At 70.9% G+C, this 25,276-nt stretch carries 30 protein-coding genes; 13 read left to right on the top strand and 17 right to left on the bottom strand.

Going from position 1 to position 25,276, the window contains the following annotated elements:
• Window positions 1–158 precede the first annotated feature (158 nt).
• The 4 genes from QRX60_RS02690 to QRX60_RS02675 are packed head-to-tail and all read left to right on the top strand — an operon-like array spanning window position 159 to window position 4,923.
• Window positions 159–1,742, top strand: a complete 1,584-nt coding sequence (locus QRX60_RS02690; RefSeq protein WP_285999210.1) for an FtsK/SpoIIIE domain-containing protein — start codon at window positions 159–161, stop codon at window positions 1,740–1,742.
• On the top strand, window positions 1,739–3,385 hold the full coding sequence (locus QRX60_RS02685) for a replication initiator (protein ID WP_285999209.1): 1,647 nt from the start codon (window positions 1,739–1,741) through the stop codon (window positions 3,383–3,385). The genes QRX60_RS02690 and QRX60_RS02685 overlap by 4 nt, the downstream gene beginning before the upstream one ends.
• A gap of 26 nt (window positions 3,386–3,411) precedes the next feature.
• Window positions 3,412–3,612 (top strand): helix-turn-helix transcriptional regulator, encoded by a 201-nt coding sequence (locus QRX60_RS02680; RefSeq protein WP_285999208.1) that lies wholly within the window; start codon window positions 3,412–3,414, stop codon window positions 3,610–3,612.
• A 45-nt stretch (window positions 3,613–3,657) separates the two neighbouring features.
• Window positions 3,658–4,923 carry a tyrosine-type recombinase/integrase gene (locus QRX60_RS02675; protein ID WP_285999207.1) on the top strand — a complete coding sequence of 422 codons (1,266 nt, stop codon included), beginning with the start codon at window positions 3,658–3,660 and terminating at the stop codon, window positions 4,921–4,923.
• A 76-nt stretch (window positions 4,924–4,999) separates the two neighbouring features.
• On the opposite strand, the gene QRX60_RS02670 is transcribed toward QRX60_RS02675, so the two are convergent.
• On the bottom strand, window positions 5,000–5,791 hold the full coding sequence (locus QRX60_RS02670) for a chitinase (protein ID WP_285999206.1): 792 nt from the start codon (window positions 5,789–5,791) through the stop codon (window positions 5,000–5,002).
• A gap of 155 nt (window positions 5,792–5,946) precedes the next feature.
• Between QRX60_RS02670 and QRX60_RS02665 the strand changes: the two genes are divergently transcribed.
• Window positions 5,947–6,465, top strand: coding sequence for a GNAT family N-acetyltransferase (locus QRX60_RS02665; RefSeq protein ID WP_285999205.1), 519 nt, complete (start codon window positions 5,947–5,949; stop codon window positions 6,463–6,465).
• Window positions 6,466–6,532: 67 nt separating this feature from the next.
• Here the strand turns inward: QRX60_RS02665 and QRX60_RS02660 are convergent, their stop codons facing one another.
• The 3 genes from QRX60_RS02660 to QRX60_RS02650 are packed head-to-tail and all read right to left on the bottom strand — an operon-like array spanning window position 6,533 to window position 9,067.
• A complete protein-coding gene (locus QRX60_RS02660; protein ID WP_285999204.1) occupies window positions 6,533–8,011 on the bottom strand; it encodes an FAD-dependent monooxygenase in 1,479 nt (492 codons plus the stop codon).
• A gap of 10 nt (window positions 8,012–8,021) precedes the next feature.
• Window positions 8,022–8,597: a PadR family transcriptional regulator gene (locus QRX60_RS02655; protein ID WP_285999203.1), complete on the bottom strand. Its 576-nt coding sequence runs from the start codon at window positions 8,595–8,597 to the stop codon at window positions 8,022–8,024.
• 41 nt (window positions 8,598–8,638) lie between these two features.
• Complete coding sequence (locus QRX60_RS02650) at window positions 8,639–9,067, bottom strand: MarR family winged helix-turn-helix transcriptional regulator (RefSeq protein ID WP_285999202.1); 429 nt, start codon at window positions 9,065–9,067, stop codon at window positions 8,639–8,641.
• Window positions 9,068–9,094: 27 nt separating this feature from the next.
• Here QRX60_RS02650 and QRX60_RS02645 point away from each other — a divergent pair, with 27 nt between their 5' ends.
• Window positions 9,095–9,388: an antibiotic biosynthesis monooxygenase family protein gene (locus QRX60_RS02645; RefSeq protein WP_285999201.1), complete on the top strand. Its 294-nt coding sequence runs from the start codon at window positions 9,095–9,097 to the stop codon at window positions 9,386–9,388.
• A 7-nt stretch (window positions 9,389–9,395) separates the two neighbouring features.
• Here QRX60_RS02645 and QRX60_RS02640 read toward each other — a convergent pair whose 3' ends face one another.
• The 4 genes from QRX60_RS02640 to QRX60_RS02625 all read right to left on the bottom strand — a co-directional run bounded on the left by QRX60_RS02640 (window position 9,396) and on the right by QRX60_RS02625 (window position 12,295).
• On the bottom strand, window positions 9,396–10,166 hold the full coding sequence (locus QRX60_RS02640; RefSeq protein WP_285999200.1) for a maleylpyruvate isomerase family mycothiol-dependent enzyme: 771 nt from the start codon (window positions 10,164–10,166) through the stop codon (window positions 9,396–9,398).
• Window positions 10,167–10,206: 40 nt separating this feature from the next.
• Window positions 10,207–11,439, bottom strand: coding sequence for an RNA polymerase sigma factor (locus tag QRX60_RS02635; RefSeq protein WP_285999199.1), 1,233 nt, complete (start codon window positions 11,437–11,439; stop codon window positions 10,207–10,209).
• Entirely contained in the window at window positions 11,439–11,834 is a 396-nt protein-coding gene (locus QRX60_RS02630) for a YciI family protein (RefSeq protein WP_285999198.1), read from the bottom strand. Before QRX60_RS02630 ends, QRX60_RS02635 begins: the two co-directional genes overlap by 1 nt.
• Window positions 11,835–11,899: 65 nt before the next feature.
• Complete coding sequence (locus QRX60_RS02625; protein WP_285999197.1) at window positions 11,900–12,295, bottom strand: MmcQ/YjbR family DNA-binding protein; 396 nt, start codon at window positions 12,293–12,295, stop codon at window positions 11,900–11,902.
• Window positions 12,296–12,318: 23 nt separating this feature from the next.
• Here QRX60_RS02625 and QRX60_RS02620 point away from each other — a divergent pair, with 23 nt between their 5' ends.
• Window positions 12,319–13,470: an MFS transporter gene (locus QRX60_RS02620; RefSeq protein ID WP_285999196.1), complete on the top strand. Its 1,152-nt coding sequence runs from the start codon at window positions 12,319–12,321 to the stop codon at window positions 13,468–13,470.
• Here the strand turns inward: QRX60_RS02620 and QRX60_RS02615 are convergent.
• Window positions 13,460–14,251, bottom strand: coding sequence for a helix-turn-helix transcriptional regulator (locus tag QRX60_RS02615; protein WP_285999195.1), 792 nt, complete (start codon window positions 14,249–14,251; stop codon window positions 13,460–13,462). The two genes, QRX60_RS02620 and QRX60_RS02615, sit on opposite strands and share 11 nt — an antisense overlap.
• Before the next feature lie 78 nt (window positions 14,252–14,329).
• Between QRX60_RS02615 and QRX60_RS02610 the strand changes: the two genes are divergently transcribed.
• Window positions 14,330–15,178, top strand: coding sequence for an NAD(P)H-binding protein (locus QRX60_RS02610; protein ID WP_285999194.1), 849 nt, complete (start codon window positions 14,330–14,332; stop codon window positions 15,176–15,178).
• A 1-nt stretch (window position 15,179) separates the two neighbouring features.
• Here QRX60_RS02610 and QRX60_RS02605 read toward each other — a convergent pair whose 3' ends face one another.
• Window positions 15,180–15,809, bottom strand: coding sequence for a winged helix-turn-helix transcriptional regulator (locus QRX60_RS02605; RefSeq protein WP_285999193.1), 630 nt, complete (start codon window positions 15,807–15,809; stop codon window positions 15,180–15,182).
• A gap of 60 nt (window positions 15,810–15,869) precedes the next feature.
• Here QRX60_RS02605 and QRX60_RS02600 point away from each other — a divergent pair, with 60 nt between their 5' ends.
• On the top strand, window positions 15,870–16,238 hold the full coding sequence (locus QRX60_RS02600) for a VOC family protein (protein ID WP_285999192.1): 369 nt from the start codon (window positions 15,870–15,872) through the stop codon (window positions 16,236–16,238).
• On the opposite strand, the gene QRX60_RS02595 is transcribed toward QRX60_RS02600, so the two are convergent.
• Window positions 16,239–16,772: a hypothetical protein gene (locus QRX60_RS02595; RefSeq protein ID WP_285999191.1), complete on the bottom strand. Its 534-nt coding sequence runs from the start codon at window positions 16,770–16,772 to the stop codon at window positions 16,239–16,241. It lies immediately after the preceding gene.
• A gap of 70 nt (window positions 16,773–16,842) precedes the next feature.
• Here QRX60_RS02595 and QRX60_RS02590 point away from each other — a divergent pair, with 70 nt between their 5' ends.
• Window positions 16,843–17,664, top strand: a complete 822-nt coding sequence (locus QRX60_RS02590; protein ID WP_285999190.1) for an MBL fold metallo-hydrolase — start codon at window positions 16,843–16,845, stop codon at window positions 17,662–17,664.
• A gap of 180 nt (window positions 17,665–17,844) precedes the next feature.
• On the opposite strand, the gene QRX60_RS02585 is transcribed toward QRX60_RS02590, so the two are convergent.
• Together QRX60_RS02585 and QRX60_RS02580 are read right to left on the bottom strand one after the other, a co-directional pair.
• Window positions 17,845–18,990, bottom strand: a complete 1,146-nt coding sequence (locus QRX60_RS02585) for an RNA polymerase sigma factor (RefSeq protein WP_285999189.1) — start codon at window positions 18,988–18,990, stop codon at window positions 17,845–17,847.
• A gap of 3 nt (window positions 18,991–18,993) precedes the next feature.
• Window positions 18,994–19,443 carry a VOC family protein gene (locus QRX60_RS02580; protein ID WP_285999188.1) on the bottom strand — a complete coding sequence of 150 codons (450 nt, stop codon included), beginning with the start codon at window positions 19,441–19,443 and terminating at the stop codon, window positions 18,994–18,996.
• A 229-nt stretch (window positions 19,444–19,672) separates the two neighbouring features.
• Between QRX60_RS02580 and QRX60_RS02575 the strand changes: the two genes are divergently transcribed.
• Window positions 19,673–20,881 (top strand): IS110 family RNA-guided transposase, encoded by a 1,209-nt coding sequence (locus tag QRX60_RS02575; protein WP_285995415.1) that lies wholly within the window; start codon window positions 19,673–19,675, stop codon window positions 20,879–20,881.
• An 18-nt stretch (window positions 20,882–20,899) separates the two neighbouring features.
• On the opposite strand, the gene QRX60_RS02570 is transcribed toward QRX60_RS02575, so the two are convergent.
• The 4 genes from QRX60_RS02570 to QRX60_RS02555 form a co-directional block, all read right to left on the bottom strand.
• Entirely contained in the window at window positions 20,900–21,397 is a 498-nt protein-coding gene (locus QRX60_RS02570; protein ID WP_285999187.1) for a pyridoxamine 5'-phosphate oxidase family protein, read from the bottom strand.
• A gap of 87 nt (window positions 21,398–21,484) precedes the next feature.
• The gene (locus QRX60_RS02565; protein WP_285999186.1) at window positions 21,485–21,886 is read right to left on the bottom strand and encodes a YciI family protein; all 402 of its coding nucleotides are present in this window, start codon (window positions 21,884–21,886) and stop codon (window positions 21,485–21,487) included.
• 37 nt (window positions 21,887–21,923) lie between these two features.
• Complete coding sequence (locus QRX60_RS02560; protein ID WP_286003478.1) at window positions 21,924–22,997, bottom strand: C40 family peptidase; 1,074 nt, start codon at window positions 22,995–22,997, stop codon at window positions 21,924–21,926.
• Window positions 22,998–23,083: 86 nt separating this feature from the next.
• Window positions 23,084–24,046, bottom strand: a complete 963-nt coding sequence (locus tag QRX60_RS02555; protein ID WP_286003477.1) for a nucleoside hydrolase — start codon at window positions 24,044–24,046, stop codon at window positions 23,084–23,086.
• Between the two features lie 52 nt (window positions 24,047–24,098).
• On the opposite strand from QRX60_RS02555, the gene QRX60_RS02550 reads away from it, so the two are divergent.
• The gene (locus QRX60_RS02550; RefSeq protein ID WP_285999185.1) at window positions 24,099–24,854 is read left to right on the top strand and encodes an acyltransferase; all 756 of its coding nucleotides are present in this window, start codon (window positions 24,099–24,101) and stop codon (window positions 24,852–24,854) included.
• 43 nt (window positions 24,855–24,897) lie between these two features.
• The gene (locus tag QRX60_RS02545; protein WP_285999184.1) at window positions 24,898–25,275 is read left to right on the top strand and encodes a DUF6234 family protein; all 378 of its coding nucleotides are present in this window, start codon (window positions 24,898–24,900) and stop codon (window positions 25,273–25,275) included.
• Window position 25,276 lies beyond the last annotated feature (1 nt).

The raw sequence follows: 25,276 nt of genomic DNA, 5'->3' as shown, positions 1-25,276 counted from the left end.
GACAACCAACGGCAGTCAACCGGGGTCACCCGGATGCGCTGCACAGAATGTAAGAAGTTCGCTCGGCTGCTGCCGGGTGAGGATCGCTGCGCCCCGTGCCTGGGGATGTTGCCGCTGGTCCTGACGCTGCCGACCGCTGGTGTGCGAGGTGGCCGCTGATGGACGCACACGCGGTGATGATGACGACGCTCGTCGGCGGCGGCCTGGCGGTGCTGCTGTGGGTGCTGGCCAAGGTCGGTCACGCCCTTGCGCGGATGGCGGAGCTACTGGCCGCGCTCGCGTTCGTGGCGGTGGCCCTGTGGGGGCTGCTGCGGGCGGTGGTCTGGATTGTTCGGCAACTGGTCACCCGCTGGCGAACCTGCCTGACCTTGGTGGCGGTCTGGGCGTGGTGGAACTGGCTGGGCTGGGTCTCGCTTACTGTCGCGGTCGGGATGTTGGGCCTGGTCCAGCTCGTCTGGTGGCGGCTGGACGCGGTCGGCTATGACCAGTGGTGCGGGCGGTGGGTGCGCTCGTGGTGGCTGCGCTGGGCGCTCTACGGACAGAAGCTCGGCGGCTGGCTGACCGCCTGCGGGTTGGTAGTCCGGGATGCGTCGGTGCCGGTCGACGTGACGGTCTCCCTGGTCGGGCGTCGGCGTAACTCGGTGTCGCGCAGTGAGAACCGCTCGGACGCGGTCGCGGTGCCCCAGTTGCTTTCGGTGCGGTCCGGTGCCTCGTGGGATGAGGTGCGGGTGCGGCTGGTGGCCGGCCAGACCCCGGAGGAGTTTGACCAGGCGGCCCGCGCGCTGGCGGTGGCCCGGAAGGTCACCCGCTGCCAGATTCGAGAACTCGAGCCCGACGTGGTGTCGATCGACTTCATGCGCCGGGATCTGCTGGCCTCACCGGTGACGTGTCTGCCGGTGCCGGACCTGGTCGCCGTCGACGGGACCGGGGTGGATCTGCGGGCGGTGTTCGCCGGAGCGACGGAGTACGGCAAGCCGTGGCGGCTCCCGCTGGTCGGTACCGGGTCGCACACCCTCGTCGCCGGGGCTACCGGGTCGGGCAAGAACTCGGTCATGTGGTGCCCGCTGGTGGCGGCCGCGTCGGCGATCCGGGCCGGGGTTATCCGGGTGTCGGGGATTGACCCGAAGGCTATGGAGCTGTCCTACGGGCGCGGGATCTTCGCCCGCTACGGCCAGTCCGGAAAAGAGGCCCTCGACGTCCTCGACGCGCTGTTGGAGGAGCTGGAGAACCGCAAGCGCGTCTTTGCCGGGAACACGCGGGAGGTGTCGATCTCTACGGAGTATCCGGTCGAGCTGCTGGAGTTCGATGAGATCGGCGCGCTGACGAAGTACACCGACCGCAAAACCCGCGATCTTATCGTGGAGAAGCTGGCGATCCTGACCACGCAGGGCCGGGCGCTCGGCTTCACCGTGCGCGGATATGTCCAGGAACCGACCAAGGACACGGTGCCGGTGCGAGAGCTGCTGCCCCGGCGCATCGCCATGCGGCTCACCTCCAAGACACAGGTCCCGATGGTCCTCGGTGACGGCGCATACGAACGTGGCGCGTGGGCCAACCGCATCCCGGAGTCGGCGGCCGGTGTCGGCTACGTGTGGGGCGAAGGCATCCGCGAGCCCCTGCGTGTGCGGGCGGGGTGGGTGCCCGATCAGACGATCAAGCAGCTGGAGCACTACGTCACCAACGGCGGCGCCCAGGTGATCAGCCTGGCCGATCGACGCACGGGCGAAGGGAGGTCGGCATGACCACCATAACCGAAGATCCGCAGGTGCAGGCCCCGCCGGCCAACCCGGTCGGGCGAATCCGCGGAGCGTTGTCGGCAGAGGTCGTGAAGGCCACGGCGGAGAAGTATGGGGTGTGTACCCGGCCGTTCACGATGGAGGTCGGCGACACCGAAACCGGCGAAGTCCGCTACGTCCCCGTCCCGTGCGGCTCAACGGTGGAATCGGTGTGCCTGCCCTGCGCGCGGAAGGCGAAGGCGCTGCGGCAGACCCAGTGCCGGGAAGGCTGGCACCTGACCGAAGAGCCGGTGATCACCCGCGAGAAGCCCTCGGAGACGCAAACCGAGCTGCTGACCTACCGGGCCGACCTGGCCGCGCACTACCGCGACGTGGTGGCGGCCGGAGACGAGACGGAAGCGGAGGAACTGCGCGCGGAGGTCGCGACCGTGGATACTGAGTTGCGGGCCTCCGGGATGACCGGTCGCCTGCCCTCGCTGGATGAGGTGGAGCGCAAGGCCGTGAAGCGCTCGACCAAGCGGCGGCAGGACGCTCCGAACCTGCCTCGGCGGAAGGTGAGCAAGACGACTGTGGGGCGGGAGTTCGCGGGGAAGTTCCGGCCGTCGATGTTCGTGACGCTGACCTGTGACACCTACGGCCGGGTCCGGTCCGATGGGTCCCCGGTCGACCCGGCGTCGTATGACTACCGGCGGGCGGCTCGGGATGCGGTGCACTTCGCGGCGCTGGTGGATCGGTGGTGGCAGAACCTGCGGCGGGTCGTCGGCTGGGATGTGCAGTACTTCGCCACGGTCGAGCCGCAGAAGCGGGCGGCTCCGCATCTGCACGCGGCGTTGCGGGGTGCGATCTCGCACGACACCATTCGCCTGGTCACGGAGGCGACCTATCACCAGGTGTGGTGGCCTGCGCATGACGAGATGGTCTACACGGATCGGAAACCGTTGTGGGATCCCGATTCGCGTTCCTTTGTGGACCCGGAGACCCGGGAGCCGCTGACGGCCTGGGATGACGCGGTGGAGGCCGTCGAGACTCCGGCGCATGTTGTGACCTTCGGTGCGCAGGTGCACTCGAAGGGCCTGCTTGGTGGGACGGAGGAAGCCGGGCGTCACATCGGCTATCTGACGAAGTACCTGACGAAGTCCACGGGTGAAGTGGTGGAGGCCGACACCACCGGCCAGCGGGATCACCACGACATGCTTCACGCCCACCTGGCCGTGACGCCGTGCTCGCCGCGCTGCGCGGTCTGGCTGCTGTACGGGATCAACCCGAAGGGAGCCAACGGGAAAACGACCCCGGGACACTGCAAGGGACGCGCCCACCGGAGGTCCACACTCGGGCTTCCGGGGCGGCGGGTTCTGGTGTCGCGCAAGTGGTCCGGCAAGACGGTGGCCGATCACAAGGCCGATCGTCGCGGGTTCGTGCTGTCGGCGTTGGCGGCGGTCGGGATCAGCAAGCCGGAACCGGCTCCGGATCGGTTCGTGTGGCGCAAGGTCGAGCCCGGCGACACTCACTGTCCGCCGAGGGACCAGCTCGTCATGCGGGCGATCTCCGAGCGGATCACGTGGCAGGCGGAGTACTCGGCCGCGATGCTCGCCGCTGCCGGACCACCAGGGCAAGAAACTTCGGCAACTGCGGTCCCGGAGGCTGCTTGACCCAACGTGGAGGGGAGGACACGGGGATGACGGTGCGTATTCGGGTGGTCGAGCTGGAAGGGCTCTGGGGTCCGGAGGAACTTGGAGCGTTCCTCCGGATACCGGAGAAGACGCTGCGGGACTGGCGGCTGAAGAACTACGGGCCGCCGTTCCTCAAGCTGGGCAAGCATGTCCGCTATGACCCGGTGGCGGTGCGTGCCTGGGTTGCGGAGCTGGGTGCCGCGTAACGGGCTCAATGTTTCGTCAATCGGTTGCGAAGAAAGGAGAGTGGGATGGGCCATATTCAAGATCGGTGGTTCCGGGACAAGGAAGACCCCGAAACCGGGAAGCCGGTGCTCAACGCCAAGGGCAAGCCGGTCCAGGAGCGAACCTCGCTGTACGGGAAGGGCTTGCGGTACAAGGTTCGCTACCTGGACCCGGACAAGGTGGAGCGATCGCGGTCGTTCCCGGACGGGAAGCTTACTGCTGCGCGTGAGTTCTTGACCAAGATGGAAAATGACGTATATGCGGGAACTTATGCCGATCCTACTGCTGGAAAGGTAAAGTTCCGCGTGTATGCGGAGACCGTGATGGCCAGCCGATCGCAGGATGAATCAACGGTCTACATTGAAAAGTCGCGGCTTGAGAATCAGGTCTATCCGTTCCTTGGTGGCAAGCTTCTCTCGTCGTTCAAGACTCCCGAGCCGATTCGTGAGTGGCTGGCGTGGCTTCGCAAGCAAGATAAGGAAACTTCGGCAACCTATCAGCGAACGCTCTTCGACCTTGTGTCGTCGATCCTGGATGCTGCGGTGGCTGACGGGAAGATCAAAAAGAACCCATGCCGTGACGCTTCGATCCAGGCTCCGAAGAGGATTCAGCGGAAGGTGGTTCCGTGGCCGGACTCTCGTCTGCGGCGGATAGAGCTGGCTCTTCCCGCGCGCTTCAAGCCATGCGTTCCGCTGGGTGCCGGGCTCGGACTGCGGCAAGGTGAGATGTTCGCGTTCAGTCTCGACAACGTGGACCGGCGCGAGATGGTCTACCACTGCACGCGGCAGATGGTGACCGTTGGCAGCGAACGAAAGTTCAAGCTCCCGAAGGGGCACAAGACGCGCACTATCCCGATCGGAAGGGGAGTACTGGACGCGCTCGATGCGTACGCTGAGCTGTTCCCGCCCACGCGAATCACTTTGCCGTGGGCGGAACGAGACGGGCGTGCGTTCGAGACGATCAACGTGCTCATGGTCAACAAGCATGGCGAGCTGTACAAGCGGACGGCGTTCAACTACGTCATCTGGCAACCGGCGTTCAAGGCTGCTGGCCTGTCCTACGAGGACCGGGACGACGGGATGCACGCGCTGCGGCACTTGTTCGCGTCATCGATGCTGGCGCGCGGTGTGAGCGTCAAGGAGCTGGCGGCCTATCTCGGGCACACCAACGAGGGTTTCACGCTCAAGGTCTACACGCACTTGATGCCGTCAAGCCATGAGCGGGCGCGGGCCGCTGCGGATGAGATGTTCAAGCCGCGCACGGCGGCCGGAGAAGCTGAAGAGACGGCCTGACGGCCTGGTGACGGCCTGGGCTACTGGTACCCCATGAATCGGGGTGCTGATCCCCAGGTCAGAGCGCATTTCGCTGTCAGACGATCTCGTTCTGCGAGTCGTTGACGCCGATCATCGGGGTCACGCCGACCTTCTTCCACGCCGCCGCGTCGCTCAGCCCGTAGAGCGACTTGAGCTGTGCCTGCGTCGCCTTGGCCGCGGAAATCGCTTTCGCGCCCTGGTCGCCCGCGCCCTGGTAGTAGTCCATCGCCATGATGTTGACCAGGTCCAGGGTGACGCCGGCGTCCTTGGCCGCCTTGACGACGTTCAGCCCGTTCGCGTCGAGGCCGGTCGGCAGCACGGGCAGCGTGAGCGAGATCTTCAGGCCCGGGTTGTTGTTCTGGAGCGTCTTCAGGGCCTGCGAGCGGCGAGCGATCGACGTCGGATCCGCGACGGCCGCGCCCTCGATGTCGAAGTCGGCGTACTTGAGGCCGTACGCCTTGACGACGGCGTCGTACTCGGCCGCGACCTGCGCGGACGTGCTGCACGCCTGGGCCAGCTCGATGCCGGACGCGCCGCCGAAGGAGATCTTGACGTCGCCGCCGGCGTTGCGGATCTTGGTGATCTCGTCCTTCTGCCAGGCCGTGCGCGGGTCGTAGGCGCCGAACCAGCTGGCCTTGCAGCCGTAGGAGTTGACGAAGGCGAGCGTGAAGCCCTTGACGCCGCTCGCGGCGGACATCGCGGACAGGCTCGGCGTGGGCCAGGCGCCCATGTCGACGTAGGGCCCGACGGGGATCGGCGACCCGGCGGCGGCTTCGGCGGGAGCGCCGAGGCCGGTGCTCACGAGCGCGAGGCCGGCCAGCCCGGCCAGCAGGGAACGGAGACGCATGGTGGAACCTCCACGACGACGAGCGCGGCGGCGGGGATTTCCGGACATGATTGGTATAGACCATTAATGTGGTCCGGACCATAGACCGATCGGGCTACCCCGGTGACCCGAAGTAATCGATGGCGGAAACCTCGCGCGTGCCTAGACTGTCGGTGGTGCTGATCACCACGGAACGGCTCACGCTCCACCAGTGGGCCGACGAGTACTTCGACGACTTGTTCGCGCTGGCCCAGATTCCGGACACGGTCCGGTACGTCGGCACGGGCGAGCCGTGGACCCGCGAGTACACCCTCACCAAGCACCGGGCGACGCTCGCGCACTGGGCTGCCCACGGCTTCGGCTGGTTCGCGGTCTCCACCGCGCCGGGCTCGTTCGACGGCGTGGTGTCGCTGGTCAGCCGCAGCCCGCAGGAGTCGGGCTTGGGCATGCCGGCGGTGGAGATGGGCTGGTGGATCGCACCGTCGGGCTGGGGCCGGGGTTACGCGACCGAAGCAACGACGGCGGTGCGCGACCACGTCTTCGAGTCCGGGTTCGCGGACCGCCTGCTGGCGGTGTACGAGCCGGTGAACAAGGCGTCGGCACGGGTGGTGGAGAAGCTGGGGTTCACGCCGCACAGCCGGTTCACGCTCGATGGGCGAGTCGAGCAGCGGGCGGTCCTGGACCGCCCGCGCTGACCTTTCCCCAGCCCGGCCCGGATGTGGACAACTCGGGTGCTCACCGGGCGATCCGGCCGGGTTTGACCTACCCCGCCGATAGACTGGACTCGGGGACGCCCCCCAAGGGAAGGGCGGGGGGCCCCGCGTCGCCGATCCAGCGGTGCACCGCCTCCGCCAGTCCGTCGTCACCCGAGCCGGGCGTACCGACCCAGGCCACGTGCCCGTCCGGCCGCAGCAGCACCGCGTCGATGTCCGAAGTGGACGGACTCGACGCCGTGACCACCTCGACCGCCGCCGACCAAGCGGCGAACGACCCGGTCAAATCCAGCAGCACCGGCCGTCCCGGGTGCAGCAGCGCGGCCAGGTGCGTCTCGGTCGAAGAGACCACCAGCGGCACGTCCGGCGCCAGCCGCCCCAGCCACGGGTGCCCGCCCGGCTCGTAACACGCGTCCAGTCCCGTGATGATCTCCGCCAGCGCCCGGTTCCCCGCCGGATGCGCGGCGATCCGGCGCATCAGGTCGGCCCACGGCGCGTCGCCGGCCTCTTCGAGTGCCACCTGCGCCTGCGTGTTCGCCAGGATCCGCGCCCCCGCCGCGTGCCGCTCGGCGTGGTAGGTGTCCAAAAGCCCCTCCGGGGCCGTCCCGTGCACGGTCGCCGCGAGCTTCCAGCCGAGGTTGAACGCGTCGTCGAGGGCCACGTTCACCCCGATCGCCCCGGCCGGCGGGTGGATGTGCGCCGCGTCGCCCGCCAGCAGGACCCGGCCTTCGCGGTAGTGCGCGGCCAAGCGCGCCGCGTCGCCGAACCGGGTCAGCCAGCGGGGTTCGCGCAGCTCGACGTGCTGGCCCAGCACGGCGTCCACCTGCGCTTGGAGCCGTTCGAGCGGCACGGGCGCGTACTTGTCGGCCGGCGGGTCGTCCTCGTGCACCACGATCCGGACGTAGCCCGGCCGCGGGATGGCGAACACCGTGCGGCCGTCCGGTCCGGTCGAAACGCCGTACGGCAGCTCGCATTCGACGTCGCCGAGCAGCGCGTACCAGCGCGCGTCGACGCCCGGGAAGCCGATCCCGGCCTGCTTGCGCACCGTGCTGCGGCCGCCGTCACAGCCCACCAGGAAGCGAGCGGAAACCGTTCGGCCGAATTGTCCGTTGTGGACGACGGAGGAGACGCTTTCGGGGGACTGCGTGAACGAACGCAGCTCGTGACCCCGCAGGATCTCGACGCCGAGGTCGGCGGCCCACCTCTCCAGGACCTCTTCGACGCGGGTCTGCGGGATCCCCAGCGAGAACGGGTGGTCGGTCGCCGCGTCCGTGAGCGGCAGCGGGCCGGGCAGCCCGGTGACCGGCGCGTGCGGCACCCGATGGCCTTCGGCGATCAGGCCCTCGGCCAGTCCGCGCCGGGCCAGCAGGTCGAGTGAACGCGAGTTGAGGGTGAAGCCACGGCAGTACGGTGGCCGCGAAGGGTGGCGTTCGACGATCGTCGTGCGGACGCCCGCCAGCGCGAGCTCGGCGGCGAGCAGCAGGCCGGCGGGACCGGCGCCGGCGACGAGGACATCGGTTTCGAGCACGAGTTTCCCCTCAGGAATGGTCGGGCCAGGGCAGGGAGCCGGAGCGGATTTCGGCGGCGGTGGCGCGGGCCCAGTCGAGCTCCGCCTGCCACGCGTGCCGGACGAACTCGACCTCGATCATGAACAGCCGCGGTGCCCCCTTGCCGACGGTCTCGTCCAGGGCGGTGTTCGCGCCGTCGATGCGGTCGGCGAGGTGCCGAGCGCGTTCCTCCAGCGCGTCGGCCGCGCGCTCCGGGCCGAGCGCGCCCAGGTAGCTCACCGCCGCGACGAACTTCGGGTACTCCGCGACCGGCTCGCGGACCAGTTCGTCGAGCCACGCGACGAACTCCTGGCGGCCGAGCTCGGTGTGCGCGTAGACGGTCCGCTCCGGCCGGTTGCCTTCCCGGACCGTCTCGACGGGTTCGATCCACCGGTGCTTCGCCAGGGACTCCACGGTGTCGTAGAGCGAGCCGGGGTTGATCTTGAAAGTGCTGTCCTTGAAGCGCTCGCGCAGCGTGGACGCCATTTCGTACGGGTGCATCGGGCGTTCCAGCAGCAGGCCGAGCAGGGCCAGCGCGAGGGTGTTGCGGATCTTGCGTGGTGGCACTAGTCGCTCCCTATTAGTCGGAACCGACTATACGACCACCGTCAAGTCAGGTTTTCGACGCAAGTGCGCAGCAAGCTCGCCAGGTAGTGCTGCTGGTCGGCCGACAGGTCGCCGAGCATCTCCAGTTCGACCCGCGTGACCAGGTCTTCGGCGGCGCGCAGCTTCTCGTGGCCGGACGGCGTCAGGGCCACCGGCCGTGCCCGGCCGGTGCTCGCCTGCTCGGCCACGGTGACCAGTCCGGCCGACCTCAGGCCGCCCAAGACGTCCCGCAGCGACTGCCGGGTGACGAACGTGATCCGCGCGAGCTCGGCCGACGACGCGCCGGGGTGGTCGTCGAGCGCGCGCAGCACGGCGTACTGCGACATCGACAGCCCCAGGGGTCGCAGGCGGTCGGTGCAGGCCTGGTTCAGTGCCTGCTGGGCGCGTTTGAGCAGGTAACCGGGCCGGTCGCCGGTCGGGGGTTGACTCATGACAGGAACCTTACACATAACGCGCCCGTGGCGACCCTGATCAACGTCTTCACCGTCGAGCCCGCGAGGCAGCGCGAGCTGGTCGACGTGCTGGTCACGGCGACCGAAGAGGTGATGCGGCACCGTCCCGGCTTCGTCGCGGCCACCATCCACGCCGGTGCCGAGGGCACCCGCGTCGTCAACTACGCCCAGTGGGAGAACGCGGACGCGTTCCGCGCGATGCTCACCGACCCGGCGTGCCAGGAGCACCTGCGGGCCGCGCTGGCGATCGCGACGGCCGACCCCCAGCTCTACACCGTCGAGTCGGTGCACCACGTCTGAGCGGCGCTCAGAACTTCGTGTGCTCCCGCCAGTGCCGGAACAGCTCCGCGTCACCCGAAACCGTCAGCCGCGGGTCGTCGGTGGCGATGCGCCCGGTCAGCGCGAGGAGCAGGTCGGCCGCGCGGCCGGTGACGACGACGTCGGCCTCGGCCTGCTCGCGACTCACCTCGACGCCCGACGGCGTCCGGCGAGCCAGCCAGCGGAGGTCCGGTTCGGTGGCCCGGAACAGCAGGGTCTCGCCGGTGCCCCGCAACGACGTCCGGTCCAGCGCCGGGTGCTCCAGCCGCGAGAAGACGGCCACCAGGTCGAGGCCTTCGGCGATCCCGTCCGCGGCCAGGTCGCCGTCGACGTCGTACGGCGCACCGGTCGCGAGGGCGGCGTCCGCGCGGTGGACGACGGTCTCGTGGGTGAGCCGGCGTGTCCAGAACCCGGCGCGGCGATCCGGTGTCCACGTCGATGTCGGCGTTTCGGGACCGATGTCGGCGACGGTCTCGACGAGCCGTTCCGCACCGTCGACGAGCCAGCCGCCGAGAGCGTCGAAGCCGGGCGGGTCGTCGACGGTGACGGCGTCGAACGGGACGTACCCCGTGGGCCGGCTCGCGATGATGGCGGCGGACTTGTGGTAGGCCAGCCCGACGTGGCAGGCCAGGTCGCGCAGGGTCCACTCGGGACACGTCGGGACCCGCACGTCCGGTGCGGCGCCCGCGATCACCATGCCGAATTCCTCCGCTTCGGCGACGAGCGCCTCGGCCAGCCGGTCGTGGCTCAGGGATTTCACCCGGCCAAGATAGACCCGATCGGGGTGGCCGTGGGGGTGATCAGCTACCTCGGAGCTCGCCTCCGGGGACCCGGCCCGACTCCCGCAGCCGCGCGGCGCGGGTCAGGAGGTACCGCTGCTCCGGGGTGTTCGTGGTCCGCGCGGCCGCGGCGTCGTAGTGCCGGACGGCGCCGGTGACGTCTCCGGCCAGCTCCAGCAGGTGCGCGCGGACGGCGTCGGGTCGGTGCCCGCCCAGCTCGAGGGTCTCCAGCAGCGCGAGCCCGGCGGCGGGCCCGTGCACCATCGCCGTCGCGATCGCGCGGTTGAGTGTCACCACCGGGTTGTCCGTCAGCCGTTCCAGCAGCCGGTAGGTCCGCAGGATCCGCTCCCAGTCGGTGTCTTCGACGCGCGGCGCGATGTCGTGCGTGGCGGCGATCGCGGCCTGCAGCCGGTACTCGCCCGCGTCGCCCCACGCCAGCGCCTCGGTGACCAGTGCGACGCCCTCCCGGATCTGCGCGCGGTTCCACTTCGCCCGGTCCTGCTCGGCCAGCGGCACCAACTCGCCGGACGGCCCGGTGCGGGCCGGGCGCCGCGCGTCGGTGAGCAGCATCAGGGCCAGCAGGCCGGTGACCTCGCCGTCGGAGGGCAGCATCGCGTGCAGCAGCCGGGTCAGCCGGACCGCTTCGCCGGACAGCTCGGTGCGGTGCAGGCGGCCGCCCCCGCTGCTCGTGTAGCCCTCGTTGAACACCAGGTAGAGCACGTGCAGCACGGACCGCAGCCGGGCTTCGCGCTCGTCGTCGTCCGGCAGCCGGAAAGGCACGTCCGACGCCTTGATGCGCGCCTTGGCCCGGGTGATCCGCTGCGCCATCGTCGCTTCCGGGACCAGGAACGCCGCCGCGATCTCGGCCGTGGTCAGGCCGCCGACCGCGCGCAGCGTCAGCGCGATCGCCGACGCGGGCGTGAGCGCCGGGTGGCAGCAGAGGAACAGCAGGACGAGGGTGTCGTCGGTGTCCGGGACGTCCGGCGGCGGCGGTTCGAGCGCTGCCGCGTCTTCCCGGCGGCGACGGGCCTCGTCGCTGCGGAGCCGGTCGGTCAGCCGGTTGACAGCGGCCTGGATCAGCCACCCGCGGGGGTTGTCCGGCACCCCGCCGGACGGCCAGTGCCGCGCGGCCGCGAGCAGCGCCTCCTGCACGGCGTCCTCCGCGGCGTCGAAGTCGCGGAACCGCCGCGCGACGACGCCGAGGACCTGCGGCGCGAGCGTGCGCAGCAGGTCCTCGACCCGGTCGCCGGCCATCAGGCGGGCGCGCTCATCACCTGGCGCACCTCGATCGGCTGCTGGATCGGCACCCCGGCCGGCCCGGGCGCGGCCGAGGCCTTCGCCGCGATCTCCAGTGCGCGCTCCTCGCTTTCGACGTCGACGATCCAGTAGCCGGCCAGCAGCTCCTTGCCCTCCGGGTACGGCCCGTCGGTGACCACCGGGCTGGTCCGGCCGTCGGAGACCACCGTCTTCGCCAGGTCGGGACCGGCCAGGCCCTGCGCGTCGACGAGCTCGCCCTTGTCCCGCAGTTCGGCGTCGAGCGCGTGCTGGAAGTCGATGTGCGCGCGGATGTCCTCCGGCGGCCATTCGCCCATCGGGAGATCGCACGCGGTGCCCCCGGTGTAGCTCATCAGCAGCATGTACCTCGCCATGATCGGCTCCTCTCCGCGCCCCGGTGGCGCGTTCACGGGAAAGGACGGAGTCCGGCCCGCGTTCTCTACATGGTTCGCCGATTTTCGAGCCACGTCTTCGCGAGCCGCTTCGGCGCCCGGCACAACCAGGCCTCGACCAGCACTTCTTCGAGGGTCGGGAGGTCGATCCGGTCGAGCTCGACGAGGATCGCGGGGAAGCCGCGGAAGTGCGGGGTCGTGAAGAAGGCAGCCGGTTCGTCGGCGACCAAGGCGTCCTTGACGCCGACGTCCGGCACATAGGCGCACAGCACCGGCCCGGCGGGCGCCCGCGCGCCGAGCGCCTCGACGTCGCCCTTGCGCAGCGGGCGCTCCCAGGCGAAGCCCTTCTTGCCGACCTGCCAGACCAGGTGCCCGCGCGAGCTGTCCTCGGCCACCTCGGGCAGCCCGCGCGCGATCCGGCCGACGTCGTCCCAGCTGGCCACGGAGATCAGGATAATCGCGAAGCGTGGCTGGGGAACTGAAACGCGCACGCCTGGGAGTCTCCGTCGTCTTCGCCGTCTGCGGCGCGGCGTTCGCGACGTGGCTGGCGAGGGTACCGGCGGTGCAGGAGCAAGTGGGTCTGACCACGGGACAGCTGGCCACGGGCCTGTTCGGCCTCGCCTTCGGATCGGTGGTCGCGCTGCTGGGCGCGGGGGCCCTGCTCACCCGGATCGGCAGCCGCGCGGCCGTCGTGCTCGGCGCGGCCGTGCTGTGCGGCGGGCTGCCGCTGGTGGCGTTCGCCGGGTCCGCGCCGGTGTTCGTCGCCGCGCTCGCCGTGCTCGGCGTGGGCAACAGCCTGCTCGACGTCGCGATGAACGCCCACGCGGCGCGCGTCGAGGAGGGCTACGGGCGGCCGATCTTCGCCGGCTTCCACGCGTTCTGGAACATCGGCGGCCTCGCGGGTTCCGGCGTCGACGCGCTGATGGAGGCCCTGCACGTCCCGGTCTCGGTGCACTTCCCGATCGCGGGTGCGGTGCTGCTCGCACTGGCGCTGTGGGGCCGGGCGCTGTTCCTGGCCGGAGCCGACCGCCGCCAGGGCGACGCGGCGTTCGCGTGGCCGAGCCGCGCGCTGGTGCCGCTGGGCGTGATCGCGTTCTGCGGGTTCGTCGCCGAGGGCGCGGTCAACAGCTGGAGCGCGGTGTACCTCGCGGACGTCACCGGCGCGACGCCCGCGCTCGCCTCACTGGGCTACTTCGCGTTCTCCGGGACGATGATCGCGGTCCGCCTGGTCGCCGACCGGGTCGTGGCGCGCACTGGCGCGGTGCGGTTCGTCCGCGTGGCGACCACGGTCGCGGTGCTGGGCTTCGCGGTGGTCCTCGCGGCGCCGTGGCCGGTCGCGGGGGTGGCCGGCTTCGCGGTGGTCGGCCTGGGCGTGGCCGGGATCGTGCCGATCGCGTGGAGCGTGGCGAGCCGCAAGCAGGCGGACGCGCCGGGTCGCGCGGTGGCCGCCGTTGCCGCGTGCGGGTACCTGGGGTTCCTGGTGGAGCCGGTGCTGGTGGGGGCGCTGGCCACGCGGATCGGGCTGCACTGGGCGTTGTCGTCGGCGGTCGTGGTGACGTTCGGGATCGTGTTCCTCGCGCCGTCGCTGCGCGTGCGCGAAGGGGCGCTCACGCGATGAGTCGTTTGAGCCCTTCGGCGGACGGCGTGCCCGGCGCCGCCGTGTAGACGAGGAGCCGGTGCTCGTGGCCCGGGACGGCGAGGATCTCGCAGTCGAGCTCCAGCGGGCCCGCGACCGGGTGGACGGTCCGCTTGGTCAGCGTCCGCTGCACGACGACCTCGCGCTCGGCCCACAGCCGGGCGAACTCGGGACTCTCTTCCAGGAGTTCGTCGACGAGTGCACGAACGGCGGGATCTGCCGGGTACCGCCCGCTCGCCCGCAGGTCCGCGACGCACAGCCGGGCCAGGTCCAGGCGGTTGCCGGTGGTGGTGTCGCCGGTGTCGAACAGCCGTCGCAAACGGTTGCGCCGCCGCGGCGGCCACCCGGCCGGGTCGCCGATCAGTGCGACCAGCATCCGGTTCCAGGCCACGACGTCGTAGCCCGCGTCGATCACCATCGCCGGCACGTCGCCGAGGCGGTCGAGCAGCCGCAGGACGTTCGCGGGCACCGGCCGCGGCGACGGCGCGGGAGCCGGACGCGCCAGCCGCAGCAGGTACGCGTGTTCGTCGTCCGTCAACCGCAGCGCACGGCCGAGCGCGGTGAGGACCTGGTCCGACGGCTGCGGCCCGCGGCCCTGTTCGAGCCGCACGTAGTAGTCGACGGAGATCCCGGCCAGCAGCGCCACCTCGGTGCGCCGCAACCCCGGCGTCTGCCGCCGCCCGCCGGGCGCGAGGCCGACGTCGGCGGGATGCAGCCGGGCCCGCCGGCTGCGCAGGAACCCGCCCAGTTCCACCCTGTCCACGCTTCCATCATCACCCCGCACCGGGGTGGTACCGCCAGTGCCTACCCCGTTCCGTCCACGGGGGACGAGCCTGCGGACATGACGATTCTGGTGACCGGAGCCCGCGGGAACGTCGCCCGCGCGCTGGTGGGACGACTGCTCGAAGACGGACACGAAGTGCGCGCGGCGGGCCGCGACCCGGGCCGGACCCGGCTCCCCGGCGGGGTCGAGGTGGTCGCCGCGGACCTGGCCCGGCCCGAGAACTGGGACGCGGCTCTGGACGGCGTCACGAAGGCGTTCCTCTACGCGGGCACGGCCGGGCTCGGCGGGTTCCTCGCCCGGGCGGGCGGCCTGGCGCAGGTCGTGCTGCTGTCCGCACTGGGCGCGGACCCCGCGTCCGCGGACGCCATCACCCGCGCCCACGGCGAAGCCGAGCAGGCGGTGCGCGATTCGGGGATCCCGTGGACGTTCCTGCGGCCCGGCGGGTTCGCGGCCAACCGGCTGCTGTGGGCGGACTCCGTCCGCGCCGGCGTCGTGCGCGACCCGTTCCCGGACTCGCACGCGGCGTTGATCCACGAAGCGGACATCGCCGCCGTCGCCGTGTGCGCTTTGACGTCGTCCGGCCACCTCGGTGCGGTGCACACTCTGACCGGGCCCGAATCGCTCACGGTGCGGGACCAGGCCTCGGTCCTCGGCCGCGTGACCGGGCGCCCGGTAGTCGTCGAGCCCCAGGACCTCGACGACTACCGTCGCGAGCTCACCGCGGCGTTCGAAGCCCGCGGGCTCGGCCGCGTGGGTTCGGCCGAGGTGATCGAGGCCCGGATCCGGCGCCTGGCCGCCCTGGTCGGCCGGCCGCAGGCGACGACGGAGACGGTCCTGGCGGTCACCGGCCGCCCGGCGCGGAGCTTCGCGGAATGGGCCGGGGACCACGCCGGGGACTTCGCCTGAGTCAACCTTCGTGTTCGCGAAGCAGCCGGCGGACGGCCTTCCGGTCGCCGTCGACCGTCATCCGGCCGTCGGCGATCGCCGCGTCCAGGTCCGACGGCTTCTCGAGCAGGGCGTTCAACGTCGGGGGATCCGTCCGGATCGTCGCGTCCGGGGCGGCGGGCTCACCCGGCTCGACCGTCATCCGGCCCGGCTCGGTGCGGACCGTCCACACGCGACTGTCCAGTTCGACGCGGTAGCAGGCCGTCGCGCGCGGGCGGGCGGAGCCGCGGAGGAACAGCAGCATCGACGTCGCGCCGAGCGTCGCGGGCCGGGGGAGCGGGACGCGGGCGGCCCACGCGCCCAGTGCCAGCACGATCGGCTCCAGCTCGCGACCCCACTCGGTCAGGTCGTAGACCGTCGAAGCCGCCGGGGGCGGCAGCTTCCGGCGGGTGACCACGCCGTGGCCCTCGAGCTCGCGGAGCCGGTCGGTGACGAGGTTCGAGCTGGCGCCCGGCAGCGCGCGGCGGACGTCGGAGAACCGCTGCGGCCCGAGCAGCAGCTCGCGCACGACGAGCAGGGCCCAGCGTTCCCCGACGACGTCCAGCGCGCGGGCGGTGGCGCAGGCGTCCCCGTAGCTTCGGCTCGTCGGCATGGTGCCAATTTACAACTTTGAGGTTGTTTTTAACAACTAGGGCGGCGTACCGTGGCCGTCATGGGCAATCCGGTCGTGCACTTCGAGATCATCGGCACCGACCCGGCAGGGCTGCGCGGGTACTACGGCGAGCTGTTCGGCTGGGAGTTCGACACCTCGGGGCCGGTGTCGGACCAGGTGTCGGAAGCGGGCAGCTACGGCTTCGTGGAAACAGGTGGCATCCCAGGCGGCGTCGGCGGGGGCGCGGGGTACGAGAAGCACACGGTGTTCTACGTGGGCGTCCCGGACGTCGCGGCGGCGCTGGCGGAGGCCGAACGCCTCGGCGGGACGCGCCGGATGGGCCCGGACCGCGCGCCGGGGCGGGACCTGGTGGTCGCCCACTTCACCGACCCCGAAGGCAACCTGATCGGGCTCGCCGGTCCCGCGTGACTAGTCCGTCGTCGTGCCCTGGACGTCGGCGCGGCAGGCTTCGAGGAACCGGTCGCCGGCTTCGCTGATCCCGGTCAGCACGCGGTCGATCCCGGCCCGCCGCACCTTCGCTTCCCCGGAGTCCGGTTCGGCGAGGACGTCGTTGGCCCCGTTGCGGGCCACCTTCCACAGTTCCTTGCCGCGCCGGCGCGGTTCTTCGGTGCCGAACAGGGCCACCTGGTTGTGCGCCTTGCGCAGCTCGTTGCGCCGTTCCCGCCACCGGGCCTCGATCTCGGCGCGGTTCTCCGGCAGCCGGAAGAACTCGGACCGGATCAGCTGGAAGGCCTCCTCGCTCGCGTTCGACAGGCCCGCGTAGGCCTTGACCCGTTCGTCACGCAGCCAGGCGGCGTGCTCGGCCGCGCGCTTCTCCGCCTCGGCACGTCGGGTCGCCTTCAGCTTGCGGCTCTCCACGAGCGTGGTGGTCAGCAACGTGAGCACGACGCCGCCGAGCGTCGCTCCCACGGTGATCAGCTGCGTGGTCGTCCCCGAGTCCATGGCGGGATTCTCCCAGGACGCCCGGACGGAGGTTGACCTCGACCTTGCTGGAGCTTCAAGACTTGGGGTCATGACGATCTGGATCTGCGGAACCTGCGGGGTCGAACACCCCGACACCGACCGGCCCCCGGCCGGCACCTGCGCCATCTGCGCCGACGACCGCCAGTGGGTGCCTGCCTCCGGGCAGGTGTGGACGACGCTCGACAAGCTCTCGGCCGACAGCCACGAAGTGGTGCACGAGGAGCTGGAACCGGGGCTGCACCGGTTCAACCGCGAACCGCCGTTCGGCATCGGCCAGTGGACGCACCTGGTCCGGACCGCCGAGGGCAACCTCCTGTGGGACCCGCCGAACCACCTCGACGCGGCGCTGGCCACCGAGATCGAGGAGCTCGGCGGCGCCGCCGTGATCGTGGCCAGCCACCCGCACATGTACGGCTCCCAGGTCAGCTGGAGCCACCGGCTCGGCCGCGTCCCCGTGCTGGTGCACGCCGCGGACCGGCAGTGGGTGCGGCGCGAGGACCCGGTGATCCGGGAGTGGTCCGGCACCGAGCGGGTTCTGCCCGGCGTGACGCTCGTCGAGGCGGGCGGCCACTTCCCGGGCGCCGCGGTGGCCCACGTCGAAAACGAGACCGGCGGTTCGCTGCTGGTCGGCGACACGATGCTGCCGGTGGCGGCGGCGGGCTGGGTGACGTTCATGCGCAGCTACCCCAACAAGATCCCGCTCTCGGCCGGGCTGGTGCGGCGGATCGTGGACCGGCTCGAGCCGTACGAGTTCGACCGCCTCTACGGCCTCCTGGGCGGAAAAATCCTGGGCGACGCCAAGGGCGCGGTCCGCCGGTCGGCCGAGCGCTACATCGAGTGGGTCAGCGGGGCGAACGACCACCTCGGTTGAAGGGTTCGCCGGCGATGACGCGATCCAGGCCGGTCGACGACGCCGGCGGGCGGCTCGGGATCCGGGGCGCGCCGCCGGCGGCCGGTTCCGACACCGGCGAATCCGTTCGCCACGCCGACGGTCGTCGAGCGGGCCGGGACCGGCGAGCCCACTGGGGTCGCCGAAACGCGGGTATCGCTGTCAGTCCCGCCGGCGGGTGTTGAGCCGCGCGGCCTGGCGGGTCAGATGATTGCGCTCCGCGAGATTGGGTGCCTTCTCGGCCGCTTCGGCGTAGAGCCGCGCCGCCGTCGCCAGGTCGCCGTCGCGCTCGTGGAGGTACGCCGCCACCGCCGTGTGGCGGGGCAGCGCGTCGTCCAGCTCGGCGAGGGCCGCCAGCCCGGCGCGCGGCCCGTCGGCCTCGCCCACCGCCACCGCGCGGTTGAGCCGGACGACCGGGCTGTCGGTCAGGCGCGCGAGCTCGTCGTACCACTCGACGATCTGCACCCAGTCGGTCTCCTCGGCGGTCGGCGCGTCGGCGTGCAGGGCCGCGATGGCCGCCTGGGCCTGGAACTCGCCCGGCCGGTCGCGGGCGAGCGCCGTCTGCAGGATCCCGACGCCCTCGGCGATCGCGACGGTGTCCCAGCGGCCGCGGTCCTGCTCGGCGAGCGGCACCAGGCTGCCGTCGGCCGCGGTCCGCCCGGCGCGCCGGGCGTGGTGGAGCAGCATGAGCGCCAGCAGCCCCGCAACCTCGGGGTGGTCGAACGCCGCCGCGAGCTGCCGGGTCAGCCGGATCGCCTCCGCGGCCAGGTCGACATCGCCCGAGTAGCCCTCGTTGAAGACCAGGTAGAGGACGCGCAGCACGGTCGCGACGTCGCCGGGCTGGTCGAACCGCACCTGCCCGACCGTGCGCTTGGCCCGGCTGATGCGCTGCGCCATGGTCGATTCGGGGACCAGGTACGCCTGCGCGATCTGGCGGGTCGTCAGGCCGCCGACGGCCCGCAGGGTGAGCGCGACCGCCGAAGACGGCGGCAGCGACGGGTGCGCGCACAGGAAGTAGAGCTGGAGCGTGTCGTCCGTGGCGACCGCCGGCCCGGGCTCCGGCTCGACGTCGACGAGGTCCTCACGCCGCCGCCGGGCGTTCTCCGAGCGGGTCGCGTCGAGGAACTTGCGCCAGGCGACCGTGACCAGCCAGCCCTTCGGGTCGCGCGGTGGCTCGGCCGGCCAGACGCGGAGTGCCTCGAGCAGCGCGTCCTGCACGGCGTCCTCGGCCGACGCGAAGTCGGCTCCGCGCCGCACGAGGATCGCGAGCACCGTCGGCGTCAGGCTCCGCAGCAGGACCTCGTCCACGGTTCACCCGATCTTTTCGGCCAGTTCGACGATGATGCCCGCGGGACCGCGCAGGTAGCAGAGCCGGTAGCTGTCCTCGTACTGCGCCACCTCGCCGACGAGCTCGGCGCCGTGCTGCCGCAGGCGGGCGACGACGTCGTCGATGTCCGCCACCTCGAACAGGATGTGCCGGAGGCCGGGCGTGTTCGCCGGCGCGGCCGGGTCGACTGCCGGCCCCGCGGGCGTCCGGTACTTGATCAGTTCGAGACGTCCGTGGCCGTCGGGGGTCCGCATCATCGCGACGTCCGAGCGGACGCCGTCCAGCCCGTTGATGAGGTCGACGACACGGCCCTCGACCGTCATCTCGCCCTCCGGTTCCAGCCCGAGCTCGGTGAAGAAGGCCTTGGCGGCCGCGAGGTCGTCGACGACGATGCCGATGTGCTCGAGCCGCGCCGGCACGCTGCTGTCTCCCATGATGATCTCCTCCATAAGATTGTTGGTGTTCAGGACGGGATGTTCTGGATGCCCAGGGCGATGGGGTGTGGCTGATGATGTCTTGCCTCGTGAGGTGGCTTCTGAGGAGTGGCCGCTCTGTCGTTCTGGACGCCCTGGCCGCTGATTGAGATCTGCGCTCGGGCGCTGTTTATGGAGATGCCGGCGGGTCGTCCACGGGGTGAGCTGGGAAGACGGGAGGACAGGCCGGGTGGCCGTGGGCAAGGTGTGGGTCGGGATCGACGTCGGCAAAGGTTTCCACCACGCGTGCGCGGTGGATGAGACCGGCAAGATCGTGTTCTCTCGGAAGGTGGCCAACGGGCAGGCCCCGATCGAGCAGCTGATCGCCCGCACCACCGCGAAAGCGTCCGAGGTGGTGTGGGCAGTGGACATGACTTCCGGTGCGGCCGGTTTGCTGATCACCCTGTTGCTGGCCACCGGACAGCCGGTGGTGTCGGTGCCGGGCCGGCTGGTCAACCGGATGGCCGGTGCGTTCGTCGGTGAGGGCAAGACCGACGCCAAAGACGCCCGCACGATCGCCGAAACCGCGCGTCTGCGCGGTGATCTGACCCCGATCACCAGCCCGGATGCGGTGGTGACCGATCTGCAGGTGCTCACCGCGCGGCGGGAGGACCTGATGGCTGACTGGGTGCGCGGGGTCAACCGGATCCGTGAGCTGCTGGCGAGTATTTTTCCTGCGCTGGAGCGGGCGTTCGATTACTCCACCCGCTCGGCGCTGGTGCTGCTGACCGGTTTCCAGACCCCGGCCGGGATCCGCGCTGCCGGGGCGGCCGGTGTGTCGGCCTACCTGGACGAGCACGGTGCGTGGGCCAGGGGTATTCCGTCCATGGTGGACAAGGCCCTTGCTGCCGCTGCCGAGCAAACCGTTGCGTTGCCGCAGGAATCGGTGACCGCGCCGCTGATCGCGCGGCTGGCGCGGCAGCTTTTGGAGCTGGATCGGGAGATCAAGGATCTGGGCAAGCAGCTCGCTGACCGATTTGGTGAGCATCCCGACGCGGGGCGCATCACCAGTCTCGACGGGTTCGGTCCGATCCTGGGTGCTTCGCTGCTGGCCGGGACCGGCGGTGATCTGCGGGCTGCGTTCGGCAGTTCCGCGCATCTGGCGGCCTATGCCGGGCTGGCGCCGGTGCCGCGTGATTCCGGGCGGGTGCGGGGCAACCTGCACCGGCCGAAGCGCTATCACCGTGGGCTGCGCCGGGTGTTCTACCTGGCTGCGTTGTCGGCGATCAAACGTCCCGACGGTCCCTCCCGGGCTTTCTACCTGCGCAAACGTGGTGAGGGGAAACGGCACACCCAGGCGTTGATCGCACTGGCCCGCCGCCTGGTCGACGTCATGTGGGCGTTGCTGCGCGATGGTCGTGAGTTCCATCATTCACCGCCGGTCACGGCTGCTGCTTGACACGATCATTGAAACTCCTCAGGCGTGCTGACGGTCCTTCTGCCGCTGCATGAGCTCCTCGACGGCGCTGGGCAAGGTCGTCTCGAAGTCGATCAGCTTCGCCCAGGTCGGTGTGACCACGATCCGGACCATGCCGTCGTAGAGCGACCGCACGCCCACCTCCCACTCCGCCCGCTGCTCCGGCGTCATCTCGTAGGTGCCGTTGAACTGCAGGTACTCGTCCGGGATGCCGTCGACGACGTCCAGCTCGACCGTGCCGCGGATCAGCAGGATCTTCGGCGGGTGCACCTCGGTGTCGATCGTCAGGGCGACCGCCGGGTTCCGGCGCAGCGCCGGCAGCTTCGGCGCGTTCGTCGCCGTGCACAGGACGATTTGCGAGCCGTTCCAGGTGAACCCGATCGGGATCGAGCGGGGAGTGCCGTCGAGGGCGGTGTAGGCCAGCCGGGTCAGGTCCCTGGCCAGCAGCTCGCGGCTGAGCGGGCGGTTCAGGACCTCGTCGATGGTGCTCTGCTGCATGGCGGGTCTCCTCGTCGGGTCGGCTGTGGTTCGTGCCGGGGACGGAGCCCTGGACGGCTTCTCGACACCGCCGTTATGTGACCCGGGTCACTCTTTGAGGGTGCTGCCGTAGAACGGACGCAACTCGAGCCACTCCGCGACCGGCTTCCCACCCGCTCCGGGAGCGGCCGACAGCTCCCCGGCCAGCTCGAGGGCGCGCTCGTAGCTGTCGACGTCGATCACCATCCAGCCGGCGATGAGGTCCTTGGTCTCGGCGAACGGGCCGTCGGTGACCGGCGGGCGTCCTTCGCCGTCGAACCGGACGAACGTCCCTTCGGGGGCGAGCGCCTGGTGGTCGACGAACTCGCCGGTCTCCTCGAGCCGCGCCGCGAAGTCCGCCATGTACTTCAGGTGCGCCGAGCGCTCTTCGGGCGTCCACTGGTCCATGGGTACGTCGTTGCCCGACGCCGGGGCCCCGCGGTAGTGCTTGAGCATCAGGTACTTGGGCATCGTGGTTCCCCTCGGTACAGGGTCCCGCCGGTGACGGTCAGGCCGTCGGGCGGCCCGCTCCGGCGTAGTCGTCGCCGTTCTTGCGGTAGGAGTGCACCTGCACCGCCTGGCCGGTCTGCGGCGCGTCGATCATCTGCTGGTTGCCGATGTAGAGCCCGACGTGGTGGATCTTCGTCGCCGGCTCGCCGTAGAAGATCAGGTCGCCCAGCTGCGGGTCGGTCACGTGCTGGACGCTCCGGAACTGCGTGTCGGCCGTGCGCATCAGCTTGACGCCGGCGCTCGCGTACGCCGCCGTCGTCAGGCCGGAGCAGTCGAAGCCCGGGTCGTTGCCGCCGGTGCCGTTGCCGCCCCAGATGTAGGGGAGGCCGATCTTGTCGATGGCGAAGTTCACCGCGCTCAGCACCGCCGGGTTCGGCGCGGCCGAGCCCTGGCCGACCGTGCCGTAGACGTTGACCGTGGCCAGCGTCCGGTGCAGGAACAGCGGCGCCGACTGCAGCTTCGCGACCGAGTCCCACCACGGCTGGCCCTGGGACAGGTCGGTGCCGCCGTCGCACAGCGCGCGGCCGGTGGTCAGCGCGGCATCGTCGATGTTTTGGACATCGGGCTTCCCGCCGGCGTAGCTCGCCTGGTACTTGGCCCAGATCGCGGGGGAGATCTGCATCGGCCCGGCGGCGTTCGCCGTCGAGACGACCTTGTCGTAGAAGTCGCGCACCTCGATCGTGGAGAGCGGCTTGTCGAGGACGCCGGTGGTGCCGATCTGCCCGCCTCGGGCCCGGCCGTGGTCCGTGGTCACTTTCCCGACCGCGGCCAGCGTCACCCACGACAGGTGGCAGCCGGGGACGTCCTTGGCCAGCTTCGTCGTCGCCTTCGCGTAGCCGACCATCGCGCGCAGCGGGATGTCGAGCCACTGGCTGGTCTTGGACGCCCAGGCGTCGAACTCGCTCGCCTCGGGCACCTTCGGCGGCGCCGACGTCTGCGGGGGCGTGGTCGTTTTCGGGACGGAAGACGACTGCGCGACCGTCGCGGCGGTGTTCGTCGCCTCCTGCTGCTTCGGCGCGAACTGGACGCCGACGACGAGCGCGGCGGCGACCACGACCACCGCGGCCACCACGACGGCGGCCTTCCGGCGGCGGGGCTCGGGCTTCTCCTCCGGCGCGGCCTCGGGCTCTTCGGCCGGCACGACCTCGGGCTCTTCGCTCACTGCGCGGCTCCGGTCAGCCGGTCGAGGACGAAACCGCGCAGGCCGTCGAGGTCGGTGTCCATCGCGACCTCGATCGGCCGGCCGGGCGTGAACTGCGGATCCTCTTCACCGAGCCTTCGCCGGTCGACCAGGGTCTGCCCGCGCGCCGGGCCCAGCCCGCAGTCGACGTCGACGCGGTAGGTCTCGGTGTGCAGGATCCCCGGCGAGATCGCCTCCGCGACCGCGACGGCGTCGTGCATGACCATCCGGTCTTCGCCGAACACCCGCGTGTAGTGCTGACGGTAGGTGGAGGTGAGGCCTTCGAGGGTGGCGCCGACCGGGCCCGACGCCGCGAGCTTCGCCAGCCAGTCGGCGTCGACCGCGCAGCGGTGCGTGAGGTCGAGCGGCACGAGCACTACCGGGACGTCCTCCTCGACCAGTACCCGGCGGGCCGATTCGGGGTCGCTCCAGATGTTGAACTCGGCGGCGGTGGTGCTGTTGCCGAACGTCACCCCGCCGCCCATGATCACGAGCCGCGCGATCTTCGCCGCCGCGCCCGGGTGGGCCGCGAACAGCGCGGCGATGTTGGTCAGCGGTCCGATCGGGGCGATGGTCACCGGCTCGTCCGACGACTCCAGGAGGTCCAGCATCAGGCGGACGGCGTCGCGCTCTTCGAGGGGGCGGCTCGCCTCCGGCAGCGTGTAGGAGTGGCCCGACAGGCCGTCGCCGCCGTGGACCTCCTTGGCGTCGCGCGGCTTCGAATACACCAGCGGCCGGGCGGCCCCGGCGGCCACGGGCACGTCGGTGCGGCCGAACAGCTCCAGCAGCCGGCGCGCGTTCGAGGTCGTGCGGTCCAGCGGCACGTTGCCGAACACCGACGTCACACCCAGCAGCTCGACGTCCGGGGACAGCGCCGCCAGCGCGATCGCCAGCGCGTCGTCGACGCCCGGGTCGGTGTCGATGATCAGCTTCGTGCCCATCCAGCTCCCCTTGCCCGTGAACCCGTCCCGCACACAGGTTACGGTCACGGGCATGACGTCGATGTGGGGTGCGCCCGCGCTGTCGCGGGTGCGGGCCTGGCGGCGCGCGCGGCGCGATCCGCGACAGGCGAAGTTCCTGACCGCCGACTCGCTGCGGTGGGTGCTGCGCAACCGTGCGTACACGCCTTGGTACCTGGTCCGGTACTACCGGCTGCTCAAGTTCCGGATCGCCAACCCGCACATCATCCTGCGCGGGATGCTCTTCCTCGGGAAGGACGTCGAGATCCACTGCCGGCCCGGCTACGGGCGGCTGGAGATCGGCCGCTGGGTCCACATCGGGGACGGCAACGCGATCCGCTGCCACGAGGGTTCGCTGCGGATCGGCGACAAGTCCGTGTTCGGCCGCCAGAACGTGATCAACTGCTACCTCGACATCGAGCTCGGCGCGGCCACGCTGGTCGCCGACTGGGTGTACATCTGTGACTTCGACCACGTCATCGCCGACATCCACGTGCCGATCAAGGACCAGGGCATCGTGAAGTCCCCGGTGCGCATCGGGCCGGACACGTGGCTCGGCACGAAGGTCAGCGTGTTGAAGGGCACCCGCATCGGCCGCGGCTCGGTGCTGGGCGCGCACGCGGTCGTCCGTGGTGACATTCCGGACTACTCGATCGCGGTCGGCGCGCCGGCGCGCGTGGTCCGCAACCGCGAAGAGGACTACGCGGCCGACGCGGCTCGCCGTGAAGCCGTCGCCGACATGGCGCGGAAGGCGAACAAGGCGCTGCAGAAGACCCTCGGCGAGCAGTAGATCTACTCAGGTTTTCTCTCGTCCGCCCGGGCATGATGGCCGTGTGGGGGAACTGCGGGCCGGGTGGTCCTCGCTCGTGCTGGCGCTCTGCGCCGTGGGCCTGCTGCTCGTCGTCCCGTTCCTGGTGCTGCAGGGGTTCCTGGCGAGCGTCCCGGTGTTCGGCGAGGCCGGCGACCGCGCCGGCGGCTACCTGACCTGGGCGGCCTGGCTCGGCGCCGGGCTGCCGCTGGTGGGCGTGGTCGTCGCGGCGACCACGCGCCGTCGGGGCTGGACGTGGTTCTTCGGGATCTGCCTCGTCCTGGCCGTCGCGGTCGCCGGGATGAACTGGGCCGACCACGCCCGGCACGCGCCGCCGCCTCCGCCGGAGCCGCGTCACTGCGTCGAGCACAGCGGCGGCGGCAACGAGTGCCCGGGCGGCTGAC

Source organism: Amycolatopsis mongoliensis, from assembly GCF_030285665.1.
Classification (GTDB): domain Bacteria; phylum Actinomycetota; class Actinomycetes; order Mycobacteriales; family Pseudonocardiaceae; genus Amycolatopsis; species Amycolatopsis mongoliensis.
Note: the sequence above shows the minus strand (reverse complement) of the source record. Positions and strands in the feature narration are given on the sequence as shown.